Here is a 12,821-nt window from a genome sequence, read left to right on the forward strand (position 1 = left end):
GGCTCAGGCCTCGGGGCCGTCGGCCAGCACGGGGTAGGGCACCCGGCCGCGCCGGTCGGGGTCGACCAGCAGCCGTCCGCCCGCCGGCGGCCGGGCCCGCTGGGCGCAGTCCCGGCGTTCGCAGATCCGGCAGCCCAGCCCGATCGGGGTGGCCGCGCCGGGCGCGTTCGGCGCGATGCCCTCGGCGTAGACCAGCCGGTGGGCGTGGCGCAGCTCGCAGCCGAGCGCGACGGCGAACTCGCTGCGCGGCGCGCGGTGCCCGTGGCCGCCGTGCGAGACGGTCCGGGCGATCCAGAAGTAGCGCTTGCCGTCGGGCATCTCGGCGACCTGGGTGAGGACCCGGCCGGGCGAGGAGAAGGCCTCGTAGACCGTCCACAGCGGGCAGGTGCCGCCCAGCCGGGAGAAGTGGAAGTCGGTGGCGGACTGGCGCTTGGAGATGTTCCCGGCCCGGTCGGCGCGCAGGAAGGAGAACGGCACCCCGCGCCGGCCGGGGCGTTGCAGGGTGCTCAGCCGGTGGCAGACCGTCTCGAAGCCGACGCCGAAGCGGGCCCGGAGCAGCTCGATGTCGTAGCGGAGTTCCTCGGCGGCGGCGTGGAAGGCGGTGTAGGGCATCAGCAGCGCGCCGGCGAAGTAGTTGGCCAGGCCGATCCGGGCCAGGTCGACGGCCTGCGGAGAGGTGAGGTCGGGTTCGGCCGCCGCCAGCAGTGTGTCGAGCAGCGGCCGGTGCTCCAACAGGGCTAGCTGGGTGGCGAGTTGGAAGGCGCGGCGGCCGTCGGTTAGCCACGGGGAGAGGTGCAGCGCGCCGGTCGCCGGGTCGTACCGGCGCAGGTCGGCGGCCCGCCGCTGGTCCGCCTCGACCACCCGGACGCCGTGCCGCTCGGCGAGCCGGGTGGCCAGCGCGGCGGCGGTGCGGCCCGCGGTGCTGGTCGCCAGCTGGTGCGCGGTGCGCTCCGCGGCCTCGTCCAGGGCGGCGATGTGGTTGTGGTGGGCGTAGAAGAAGTCCCGGACCTCGTCGTGGGGTTCGGCCGGGCGGATGGCCCCGCCGATGGCGCCGCCACCCGGTTCGCCCAGGTCGGCGACCCGGGCGAGGGCCGCGCGGTAGCTGCGGTGCAGGGCGACCAGGGCCCGGGCCAGTTCCGGGTGGTCCCGGCTGACCTCGGTGATCTCCTCCGCGGGGACCCCGCCGCCGCAGGCCTCGTCGGCGAGCGCGGTGCGCAGATCGGTGCCGAGGCGCTCCTCCTCGGCCTCGGAGAAGAACTCCGGGTCGACCCCGAACACCTCGGAGATCCGCAGCAGCACGGCGGCGGTCAGCGGGCGCTGGCTGTGCTCGATCTGGTTGAGGTAGCTGGTCGAGATCCCCAGCTCGCGGGCCAGCTCGACCTGGTTCATGCCGTGCTCGCGGCGCAGCCGGCGGAGCTTGGCGTGGGCGTAGACCTTCCGCCCGGTGGGACGTGCCATGGGCGTGCCCTTCCCTTCCTGCCCGTTCCTGCGAAGGTACCACCGCCCCGGGTTCGCAGTATTCGCAGGAACGGGCCCGCCCTTGTGCGGAATCCGCAGGTGGGGCCACCTAGCGCCAGGGAAAAGCCGGACCGCCCGGTGGCGACTCGGCTGAGTCGGCCACCGGGCGGTCCGGGGGTGTCGGTCGGTGCCTGCGGTCAGGCGGCGACCTTCTCGTCCTGCTCCACCGGGGCCCCGGTGGTGGCGGGGACGTTCTCCCGGGGGGTGGGGAGCACGGCCATGATCACGGCCGAGATCACGATGGTGGCCGCCCAGGCGAGCCCGTACCGGCCGATCGGGGTGTCGGAGAACGGGCCGGCGAACCAGTCGCACTTGGTGAAGGCGAGGCCGGCCAGCAGCGCGAGCAGCCAGGACACCATCGCCTGCCAGCAGAAGCCGCCGGTGTACCAGTAGCGGCTGGTGCTGCTGGTGTCCATCAGGGCCTCGGCGTCGTAGCGCACGGCGCGCGTCCGGCGCCGGTACATGTCCACCGCGTAGACGCCGATCCAGGCCGAGAAGGAGACGGCGAGCAGGATCAGGAAGGTGATGAAGGAGCCCAGGAAGCTCTTCGCCACCAGCATCAGCAGCAGGCCGCCGACCAGCGAGATCACGGCGTTGATGCTGACCGCCATGGCGCGCGGCAGCTTGACGCCCATGGTCTGGGCGGTGAAGCCGGCCGAGTACATGGAGAGGCTGTTGATCAGCAGCATGCCGACGATCGCGGTCAGCAGGTAGGGCACGGCCAGCCAGGTCGGCAGCAGGTCGCCGAGGAAGGAGACCGGGTCCGCGGCCTGCGCCAGGCCGGGGGAGGCCACCGCCATCACGGCGCCCATCAGCACCATCGGCACCACGACCATGGCGGCGCCGGAGACCGTCACACCGACGATCTTCTTGCCGGAGGCCTGGTGCGGCAGGTAGCGGGCGAAGTCCGGGCCGGTGGGGACCCAGCTGATGCCGCCGGCGGCGATGGTGCCGATACCGGCGATCATCATCGCGGTGGTGCCCGCGGGCTTGGCGAAGACCTCGTTCCAGTGGATGGTCGCGACCAGGTAGCCCAGCACCAGGATGCTGAAGACGCCGAACAGGTACGTCGACCAGGTGTTGCAGACGTTCAGCGCCTTGCGGCCCATCCCGGAGACCAGGAAGGTGCAGGCGACGAAGGCGAACAGCGTGATCACGATCAGCGCGGTGTTGCTCTTGATGCCGAACAGCAGGTCGAGCACGGTCAGTACGGCGTAGGCGCCGGTGACCGCGTTGATCGTCTCCCAGCCGAACCGGGCGACCCAGAGGATCGCGCCGGGGAACAGGTTCCCGCGCACCCCGAAGGTGGCCCGCGAGAGGGTCGCGCCCGGCGCCCCGCCCCACTTCCCGGAGACCGAGAGCACACCGACCATCCCGAAGGAGACCAGCGCGGCGCACGCGGCGACGATCAGGACCTGCCAGAAGTTCAGCTGGTTGAACACGACCAGGGCCGCACCCATGGTGAGCAGCAGCACGCTGATGTTCGCCGCGACCCAGGTCGGGAAGAGCTCACGGACTCTGCCCCGGCGCTCGTGGTCGGGGACGGGTTCGATACCGCGGGTCTCTATCGCGCCGTCGGCGTTGTCGGCGGTGGACAGGTTGTCCATGAGGGTGGCTCCGTGCCTGTGAAGCAGAGAATCGGACAAAGTGGAACATTTATGGAACTCTTCGCGCGTAGCGCGGGAGTTCAGCCATCCTACGTGGTCCGTCTCGGGTTCGAGTTCGCTCCAACGGCGGGCGGGAGCGGGGTACCGGGCGACGGCCCCCGGGAGCGCGGGCCGGGCCGGGGTCGGGCCCGGTCGGGGTGGTGAGACGAGGGTCACGGCGGAGCGGCCCCGGAGGCGTGAAAATGTGCCCACAATAACCTTATTAAATTACCGCCTCTTGGGAAAAATTCGCCCCTTGCATATCCCATTCGTCACTTCGTGCTCAATCATCACGCATTTCCAGGGAATTCCCCAGAACTCTCGACACGGTTCCACCGGCATGGGATAGTCGCTTCGAATCACCTGGTATAGAGGAGCGCACGGTGCCCGTTTCCAGGAGTTTGGTCTCGCCCGACGGGCGCAGTTGGGAAGCCGGAGAAATCACGGCCCGCGTATTCGACACCGCCGAAATCCTCGCCCGCCGCGGCGTCGGACCCGGCTCACGCGTGATGATGAGCGGGGCCAATTCCCGGGAATGGGTGGTCGCGCTGCTGGCGCTCGTCCACCTGGACGCCTCGGTGGTCCTGGCCGACCACCGGGCCACCCCGGAACAGCGCTCGCAGCTCCGCACCCGGGCGCGGGTGGTGCTCGACCTCGACGACGCCGCGCTCGCCGCCGCCGTCCCGGCGCCCCGCCCCGGCCCGACCGCGACGGCCCGCCCCGGCCCGACCGCGACGGCCGGGCCCGAGGTCACCGGCTGGGCCCGGCGGCCGGACGCCGCGATCTCCTGGTCCTCGGGCACCACGGGCAGCCCCAAGGGCATCGTCCGCTCCGGCCGGTCGATCCTGGACAACCTCGCGCTCAGCGCGCAGCGGATGGGCTACCGGCCGGACGACGTCTTCCTGCCGCTCCTGCCGTACTCCCACCAGTACGGGCTGTCGCTGGTCCTCTGCTGGTGGCTGGGCGGCGGCACGCTGCTGGTGTACGGCCCGACCACGCGCCTGGACCGCGCGCTCGCGCTCGGCGTCGACCACGGCCTCACCGTCGTCGACGGCGCCCCGTCGACCTACTACAGCCTGCTCAACCTGCTCGACCGCCGCCCCGCCCTGGCGAACGCGCTGGAGGGCGTCCGGGCCTGGTGCGTGGGCGGCGCGCCGCTGGGCCGCACCCTGGCGGCCCGGTTCCACGCCCGCACCGGCCGGCACCTGCTCGACGGCTACGGGGCGACCGAGCTGGGGAACATCGCGCTGGCACCCCCCACCGACCCGGTCGGCTGCGGCACGCCCCTGCCCGGCGTGGTAGTCGAGGTCCACGACGAGCACGGCCGGCCGCTGCCCGCCGGCCGGCTCGGCGAACTGGTGGTCCGCAGCGACGGACTGATGACCGGCCGGCTCGGCGAGGACGGCGAACTCGTCCCGGTGCCGGACCCGGTCCACCGCACCGGCGACATCGGCCGGCTGGACGACGCCGGCCGGGTGTTCCCGATCGGGCGCAAGCACGCGGTGCACCGCGACGGCCACACCCTCTACCCCGACCACCTCGCCGAACGGGCCGAGTCGGCCGGCGCCCGCACCGAGGTGGTCGCCGTCCCCGACGCCCGCTCGGGCAGCCGGCTGGTGTTCCTGGTCGCCGACCCGGACGACCGTGAACCGGCCTACTGGAAGCGGAGGTTGCGCCCGGTGCTGGCGGGCTACGAACAGCCCGACCGGATCCTGGTGCTGCCCGCCCTGCCGCTCACCAACACCGGGAAGCCCGACCGGGTCGCGCTGGAGAGGATCGCCCGGACCTCGCTCGCCGCGGCGCACCGGACGACCGCCGAGACCACCGGGCCCGTCCCGACCGTCGACCCGACCGGCTACCGGATCCCGTACGGCGGCCGCCTGGACGCGCTGCGCGCGGTGCGCCGCTACGTGGCCGACCAACAGGACGCGGTGCTGCGGATCCTCACCGAGACCTCGCCCCACCACACCGCCGACGCGGAGATCCGCTCCTTCCTCGCCACCCTCGACGGGGCGGAGGAGGAGATCCGGCGGGTCCGGCCCGGCCCGGTGCCCCGGACCGCGGTCTTCATGCCCTCCAACATCCCGCTGTACTCCTACGCGCTGTACATGCTGGTGGCCTCCCTCTACAGCGAGCGGATCACCTTCCGCCCCTCGTCCGAGACCAAGGACCAACTCCGGCGCCTGCACGAGCTGCTGGCCCCGGTGCACGGCCTGCCCATCGAGCTGGCCGCGCTCAGCCGGCGCAAGTTCGTGACCGGACCGGTGCGGGAGGCGGACCTGGTGGTCTTCACCGGGGACTACGCCAACGCCGAGACCGTGCGCGAAGGACTGGCGGAGGACCAGCTGTTCCTCTTCTTCGGCCACGGCATCAACCCCTTCGTGATCGCACCGGACGCCGACCTCACCCGCGCCGTGCACGACGTCACCCGGATCCGGCTGCACAACTCCGGCCAGGACTGCTTCGGCCCCGACGTGGTGTTCACCCCGAAGGGCCGCACCGAGGAGTTCGTCGACCTGCTGTCCGCCAAGCTGACCTCGCTGCGGTTCGGCGGCAACGGCGACCCGGGCGCCGACTACGGCCCGATCTGCTACGACTCGGCGCTGGTGAACTGCTCGGACTACCTGGTGCGGCACGTGCGGCACATCCGGCACGGCGGCCGGATCGACCTGCCGTCCCGCAAGGTCGAACCGACCGTGCTGCTCTGGGGGTTCGACGACAAGATCCCGCTCGACGAGATGTTCGCCCCGGTGTTCAACGTCGTCGCCTACCCCACGGCGAAGCTGCTGCGCGAACGGCTGGCCGGCCCCTACTTCAGCGAACGCGCGCTCGGTGCGATGGTGTACGGCAACGACCCGGAGACGGTCGACGTGCTGACCAGGCGCCACCGCACCTGCGTCAACCGCACCCTGCTCGACGCCGAGGACGGCAACCGCCCCTTCGGCGGCTTCGGGCTGCGGGCCAACTACCGCTCCCTCGGCGGCGAGCGGCACGCCGAACCGCTGCTGATGTCGCAGGCCGTGGCCCGGAGCCTGCCGGCGGCCGCCCCCGGCCAGGCGGCCGCTCCCGTCCCGGTGGGCGGGGAGTGATCGCGGTGGGCGAACGCTACCCCGACGCGTGGACCGCGGTGGTCGCCCTGCTGGTGGCGAACGGGGTCGACACCTGCTTCGGACTGCCCGGCGACGACCTGGAGCTGCTGCGCGCCCTCGACGCCGCCGGCCTGGACCTGGTGCCCTGCCGCGACCAGCGCAACGCGCTGTACATGGCCACCGGTTACGCGCTGCAGTCCGGCCGGCCCGCCGTCTGCGCCCTGGGCAAGGGCCCGGCCGTCACCCACGCGGCCACCGGACTGCTGGAGGCGCGGGAGTCCGGCGCACCCGTCCTGGTGCTCGCTGCCGGCGCGCCCGAACGCCGCCGGGGCAGCGGCGGCTTCCAGGAACTCGACCAGGTCGCCGTGACGGCACCGCTGGTGCGCTGGGCGCACCGGATCGGGCACCCCGACCGGGTGGTCCCGGCGACGGTGACCGCGCTGACCAGGGCCGTCGGACCGCCCGCCGGACCGGTGTACCTGGAACTGCCCGACGACGTCCGCACCGCCGCGGTCCCGGTCACCGGACCGCCGCCGACACTGCCCGAACCGCTGCTCCCGGACACCGCCCCGGTGACGGCCACCGCCCCGGTGACCGCGGGACCGGCCCTGGCGGCGATCCGGGCGAGCCGGCGCCCGGTCCTGCTGGTGGGCGGCGGCATGCGGCACCGCAACGCCGGCGGCGCGGTCGAGCGGCTCGCCGAACGCCTTGGCGCGGCGCTGTTCAGCACCGCCTCCGGCCGCGGCGCCGTCGACGAGCACCACCCGCGGTTCTGCGGCCTGGCCGGCCTCTACGCCGCGGCCCCGGCCCGCGCGCTGTGGTCCGCCTGCGACCTGGTGGTCTCGCTCGCCGGGCGGCTGGAGGAGACCGCCGCCGAGGGCGGCACGGCGTGGCCCCCGGTCCCGGTGGTGCAGGTCAACCTGGACCCGGCCGGGCTGTCCGCCGAGTTCCCGGGCCCGCGGGTGCTCGGCGACGCCCGGCACGCCGTCCTCGGCTGGACGCGGGCGCTGGAGCAGGACGGCGGGGCCGACCGCGCGGCGGCCACCGCGCCGTGGGCGGACCGGATCGCCGACACCCGCGCGGCCCTGGCGGCCGAGGTGGCGGCCGAACTGGCCCGCGCGGCGGCCCTCCCGGAGATCCGGATCGCCGAACTGCTGGCCGCGCTCGACGCCACCGCCGGCGAGCGCCACGTGCTGGTCCAGGAGAACGGGCTGCAGGACATGTGGTCCTACGGCTTCCCCTTCCACGTCGGCGGCGGGTCCGTGGTGCCGTCCGAGCAGACCCCGCTGGGCTTCGGCGCGGCCGCCGCCCTGGGGGTCAAACGGGCCGCCCCGGACCACGAGGTGACCGCGTTCATCGGGGACGGCGCCTTCCTCGCCGCCCGCGCGGACATCGCCGCCACCGCCCCCGCGCACGGCGGCGTGCTCTACCTGGTGCTGTGCAACGGCGGCTACGGCTGGCTGGATGCCCAACGCGCCCGCCTCGGCCTGGACGCCCGCCGCCACCCCTTCACCCGCGCGGGCGCGCCGCCGCCCGCCGTGGACGGGCCGGACCTGCACTGCCGGGTGCTGCGCGACAAGGCCGCGCTGACCGCGGAACTCCGGTCCGCGCGACGCCACTGCGCCCGCGGCGGCACCGCCGTGCTCATGGTGCCGGTCGCCCCCGACGACCTCCTCCCGGCCGTCCGCGACGCCGAGGCGGTGCCGCAATGACGGATCCGACGCAGCGCGCCGCCACCGGTCCCGGCCGGTCCCGGCGCCGGGTGGTGGTCACCGGCTACGGGGCCGTCACGCCGCTCGGCCACACCGTCGAGGAGACCTGGACGGCGCTGCTCGCCGGACGCAGCGGCATCGCCACCGTGGCCGCGATCGACGTGACCGGCCTCGGCGTCCGGATCGGCGGCCAGGTGCGCGGCTTCACCCCCGGCCGCTACATGCCGCCGACGGTCAGCCGCCGCGCCGACCCGTACGCCCAGTACGCCCTGGCCGCCGCCCTGGAGGCGTGCGCACAGGCCGGGCTGGTCGTCGACGAGCGGCTGGCGCCGCGGGTCGCCGTGGTCATCGGCAGCGGCTACGGCCCGGTCGGCTCGATCTACCGCGCCGCCGACCGCCTGCGCGACCGGGGACCGCGCGGCATCAGCCCGTTCACCCAGGTCACCACCGCGATGGACAGCGCCGCGTGCGAGATCGCCATGCGCGTCGGCGCCCAGGGGCCCAGCCGCGCCCAGAGCACGGCCTGCGCCAGCGGCGCCGACGCGGTGGGCGCGGGGATGCGCATGATCGGCCACGGGGAGGCCGACGTCGTCCTGGCCGGCGGCGCGGACGCCTGCGTCACCGCGGTCGACCTCGCGGGCAGCGGCAACGCCCGGGCGCTGTCCGGCCGCAACGACGACCCGACCGCCGCCTGCCGGCCCTTCGACGCGCACCGCGACGGGTTCGTGATGAGCGAGGGAGCCGCCGTCCTGGTGCTGGAGGCCGCCGAGACGGCCGAGCGGCGGGGCGCGACCGCCCTGGCCGAACTCGCCGGCTACGGCGCCAGTTCCGACGCCCACCACTGGACCGCCCCGCACCCGGAGGGCCGCGGCGGGTGCCTCGCCGTCGAGGCGGCGCTGCGCGACGCCGGCGTCACGGCCGCCCAGGTGGACTACGTCAACGCCCACGGCACCGGGACGCTGCTCAACGACGCCACCGAAGTGGCCGTGCTGCGAAGGGTGTTGGGCGAGCGGGTGACCCGGATCCCGGTCAGCTCCACCAAGTCGATGACCGGTCACATGATCGGCGCCGCCGGAGCCGTCGAGCTGGTGGTGTCGATCCAGGCGCTGCGCACCGGGGACGTCCCGCCGACCGTCAACTGCGACGAACCGATCGACCCCGACATCAACTTCGTGCCGCACCGGACGCAGCACCACGAGGGGCTGCGGACCGCGCTCAGCACCTCCTTCGGGTTCGGCGGCCACAACGCCGCCCTCGTGGTCCGAGCGGTCTGAGGGCCCGGCCGTGAACCACCGCGCGGAACCGCCGAGCCCCGCCACCGCCGTCCGCAGCGGGCCGCTGAGCTGGGTCCAGGAGTGGCACTGGTTCGAGCGCACCCTGCCCCCGGCCCGGCGGGTGAACCCGACACCGCTCGCCGACCACTGCCACGTCCCGCCGCCGGCGACCGTCGCCGACGTCCACGCGGCGCTCGCCGCCCTGACCGCCCGCCACGAGGCGCTGCGCAGCACGGTCGACCCGTGCCGCCCGGTCCAGTTCGTCCACCGACCGGACTGGGCCCCGCTGCCGGTCGACCACCTCGACGTCCCCGTCGTCGACGCCGCCGTGCTGGCGGCCGCCACCGCGGCCCTGGCCGCCCACCCGATCGACCCCGAGCAGGCGCCGCCCTGGCGGGCCCGGGTGCTGCTGGCGTCGGGGCGGCCGCGCGCGGTGCTGCTGGCGGTCCACCACGTGCTGATCGACGGGTGGGGGCTGGCGGTCCTGCTGGACCAGCTGCACACCGAACTGCGCGCCGGTGCAGTGAAGTCGAGGTCGGCTCCGGCGCCCGTGCAGCCGCTCGACGCGCTCGCCGCCCAGCGCCCGGAACGCGCCCGCGCGGCCGAGCGGGAGTGGCTCCGGGGGCTCGCCGGCAACCCGACCGGTGTGCTGGCGCCGTTCGGCGGCACGGGCGACGGAGCCGGGCGCCACCGCCTCCAGTACCGCTCGGTGGCGGCGTACCGGGACCTCGACCGGGTGGCCCGGCGGCACCGGGTCAGCCCGGAGACCGTCGTGCTCGCGGCGCTGGCCCACGAGGTCGCCGCCCGCACCGGCGAACACCGGTTCCTGGCCTCGGTGGTGGTCTCCAACCGGGCCCGGGCCGCGCTGCGGACCGGCATCGGCGTGCGGGCCCTGACCGTCCCGGTCCAGCTCGACCTGCGCCCGGGCGCGGGCTTCGGCGAGCTGGTCGCCTCGGTCGCCGCCGCCTCGGCCGCGGCCTACCGGCACGGTCAGTGGCGACCCGCCGAACTGGTGGCCGCCCAGGCCCGGTTGGACCGCCGCCGGGGGATCCTGACGGTGCCCGCGATCGAGTACAACTGCTACTCGTGGCCGCGCGGCTACCTGGTCCCCGGGGCGGGCGCCACGCCGGACGGGTCGGTCGGCTGGATCGGCGGCGCGCCGGACGAGCCCTGCGACACGCTCTACGTCGACCTCGCCCTGGACGGGGAGGCCGTCACCCTCGACGTCACCGTCGGGGACCACCTGCTCGACGCCGAGCAGGCGGTGGCGCTGCCGGTCCGGCTCTGCGGCCTGCTGCGCGCGCTCGCCGACGGGGCCGAACGCCCGGTGCCGGCCCGCCCGTTCACGCCGCCCGCGGCCGGCTGGTGGCGCGCCCCGCAGGGGTGGGTCCGCCCGGCGGCGGTCGAGGAGGTGCTGCGCGGACATCCCGGGGTGCTCGACGCGACGGTGACGCCCGGCTCGGACGCCGGGGAACCGGGCCTGGTCGCCCGGGTCCGCACCGCCCCCGAGGTCACCGCCGAGGACCTGCACCGCCACGTCCTGGACCACCTCGGCGACGCCCCCGGCCTCGCGGCCCCGGAGCGCTACCTGCTGTCCCCGGCCGGTCCGTCCGGCTCCTCCGCCACCCGCCGCACGGACCGGCCGCGGCTCCCGGCCCGCCCGCCCGGGACGGCCGCCGAACGGGCGCTGGCCGCCGCCGTCGCCGCGGTCTCCCCCCACGGCCCCGACGCGGTGGACCTGAACCGCTGCCTCGCCGACCACCGGATCACCCTGGTCGCCGTCCCCCGCCTGCTGGCGCTGCTGCGCCGGTCCGGTTTCACCAGCCCCGCACCGGACGAACTGGCCGGAACGGCCTCGCTCGGCCACCTCGCCGCCGCCCTGGAGCCCCTGCCGCCCTCGCCGCCCCTGCCGTCCCGTGCCCCCAGCGGAGGAGAACCCCCACCATGACCGCCTCCCGCAGCGCCGACCCGTCCACGGACCGGCTGGCCCCGTGGGCCTTCGCCGCCTTCGTCGAGGCGAACACCCACGACACCGCGTACCGCCCGCCGGTGGTGGACGGCCCGGTCGGGCCGACCATCCACCGCAACGGCCGAGAGCTGGTGAACTTCGCCAGCATCAGCTTCCTCGACCTGGAGCGCCACCTCCCGGTCCGGGGCCACTTCGCCGAGGGCGCGCGCACCCACGGCCTGAGCACCAGCGGCTCCCGGATGACCCAGGGGATCTGCCGCCCGCACCGGGTGCTGGAGGAGACGATCGCCCGCCACACCGGCAAGGAACGGGCCATCAGCTTCGCCACCGGCCTGCTCGCCAACATCGGCTTCGTGCACGCCATGAGCAGCTCCGCGCACTTCGACACCGGGATCGAGGTGCGCAACCACGACACCGTCTTCGTGGTCGACCGGGACGTCCACTGGAGTATCTGGAAGGGCCTCCAGGGCCTCGCGTACGGCCGTCACGTGCACGCCTTCCAGCACAACGACGTCGCCGACCTCGCCCGGATCCTGGACCGGGTGCGCAGCGGGGGCCGGGGCCGGAAGACCGTGGTGATCGCCGAGAGCATCTACTCGGCCGACGGCACCATGGGCCCGATCGTGGAGATCCTCGACGAGTGCGACCGGCACGGCGCGGTCAGCATGATCGACGACGCGAACGGCTTCATGGTCTACGGACCGGAGCACCGCCCCTACGCCCGGGAGGCGGCCGCGATCCGGGAGCGCGCCGACTTCGTCATGGTGTCGCTGTCGAAGGCCGTCGGCCTGGAGGGCGGCGCGATCGCCGGCCCGGCCCCGGCCATCGACGCCTTCGAACTGCTCTCCGGCACCTCGATGTTCACGGCCGCCATCCAGCCGCCGACCGCCCACGCCGCCGAACGCACCATCGCCGCGCTCGCCGACGACCCCCGGATCGTCGACGGCTACCTCGCCCACGCCGCCCGGCTGCGCCGCCGGATGCACGAGGCCGGCACGTCGACCACGCCGACCGACTCCTACATGCTCTCGGTGCCGGTCGGCAGCGACGCCGCCGCCCTGCAGATGCGGGAGTGGTTCGTCGGGGACGGCTACCTGGTGCCCGTCTTCTCCTACCCGGCCGTCCCGCGCAACCAGGCGCTGCTGCGCCTGTTCCCGCACGAGGGGCACACCGAGGAGCAGTTGGACGGCTTCCTGGACACCCTCCTCGACTACCGGAGGCGGCTCGGGGTCTGACACCCCGCACCCCGCACCCCGCCGCGGCCACCGAGGCCCACCGCATCCACCGCACCCACCGCACCCACCGACGATCGACGGACACGCCCCGAGAGGGAGGAACCCGTGGTGAACAACGAACCCGCACCGAGCAGCACCGACATCCTCGACGCCATCGCCGAGATCGTCGAGGAGGTGATCGGCGTCGACGCGGCCGAGGTGAGGGCCGAGACCTCCTTCACCGAGGACCTCGACGTCGACTCGCTGGCCATGATGGAGATCGCCGTGGCGGTCGAGGACAGGTTCGAGGTGAAGATCCCCGACGACCGGGTCCGGGAGCTGCGGACGGTCGGCGACGCGGTGAACTTCATCGTCGACCACCGGTGACCGGTGATCGGG

8 protein-coding genes are annotated in these 12,821 nt (G+C 74.5%); 6 read left to right on the plus strand and 2 right to left on the minus strand.

The window, feature by feature from the left end:
- Positions 1-3: 3 nt before the first annotated feature.
- Together ACIP4P_RS01015 and ACIP4P_RS01020 are read right to left on the minus strand one after the other, a co-directional pair.
- Positions 4-1,458: a short-chain fatty acyl-CoA regulator family protein gene (locus tag ACIP4P_RS01015; protein WP_400913388.1), complete on the minus strand. Its 1,455-nt coding sequence runs from the start codon at positions 1,456-1,458 to the stop codon at positions 4-6.
- 197 nt (positions 1,459-1,655) lie between these two features.
- Positions 1,656-3,125, minus strand: coding sequence for a purine-cytosine permease family protein (locus ACIP4P_RS01020; RefSeq protein ID WP_400913389.1), 1,470 nt, complete (start codon positions 3,123-3,125; stop codon positions 1,656-1,658).
- 422 nt (positions 3,126-3,547) lie between these two features.
- On the opposite strand from ACIP4P_RS01020, the gene ACIP4P_RS01025 reads away from it, so the two are divergent.
- The 6 genes from ACIP4P_RS01025 (at position 3,548) to ACIP4P_RS01050 (ending at position 12,809) form a co-directional block, all read left to right on the plus strand.
- Positions 3,548-6,253, plus strand: coding sequence for an aldehyde dehydrogenase family protein (locus ACIP4P_RS01025; protein ID WP_400913391.1), 2,706 nt, complete (start codon positions 3,548-3,550; stop codon positions 6,251-6,253).
- Positions 6,254-6,258: 5 nt separating this feature from the next.
- Entirely contained in the window at positions 6,259-7,965 is a 1,707-nt protein-coding gene (locus ACIP4P_RS01030; protein WP_400913393.1) for a thiamine pyrophosphate-binding protein, read from the plus strand.
- On the plus strand, positions 7,962-9,239 hold the full coding sequence (fabF, locus tag ACIP4P_RS01035) for a beta-ketoacyl-ACP synthase II (RefSeq protein ID WP_400913395.1): 1,278 nt from the start codon (positions 7,962-7,964) through the stop codon (positions 9,237-9,239). The genes ACIP4P_RS01030 and fabF overlap by 4 nt, the downstream gene beginning before the upstream one ends.
- A gap of 10 nt (positions 9,240-9,249) precedes the next feature.
- Positions 9,250-11,187, plus strand: coding sequence for a condensation domain-containing protein (locus ACIP4P_RS01040; RefSeq protein ID WP_400913397.1), 1,938 nt, complete (start codon positions 9,250-9,252; stop codon positions 11,185-11,187).
- Positions 11,184-12,443, plus strand: a complete 1,260-nt coding sequence (locus tag ACIP4P_RS01045; protein WP_400913398.1) for an aminotransferase class I/II-fold pyridoxal phosphate-dependent enzyme — start codon at positions 11,184-11,186, stop codon at positions 12,441-12,443. Before ACIP4P_RS01040 ends, ACIP4P_RS01045 begins: the two co-directional genes overlap by 4 nt.
- A 105-nt stretch (positions 12,444-12,548) precedes the next feature.
- On the plus strand, positions 12,549-12,809 hold the full coding sequence (locus ACIP4P_RS01050; protein ID WP_400913400.1) for an acyl carrier protein: 261 nt from the start codon (positions 12,549-12,551) through the stop codon (positions 12,807-12,809).
- Positions 12,810-12,821: the final 12 nt, after the last annotated feature.

Origin of the sequence: Kitasatospora sp. NPDC089509, from assembly GCF_044749365.1 — a bacterium.
Classification (GTDB): domain Bacteria; phylum Actinomycetota; class Actinomycetes; order Streptomycetales; family Streptomycetaceae; genus Kitasatospora.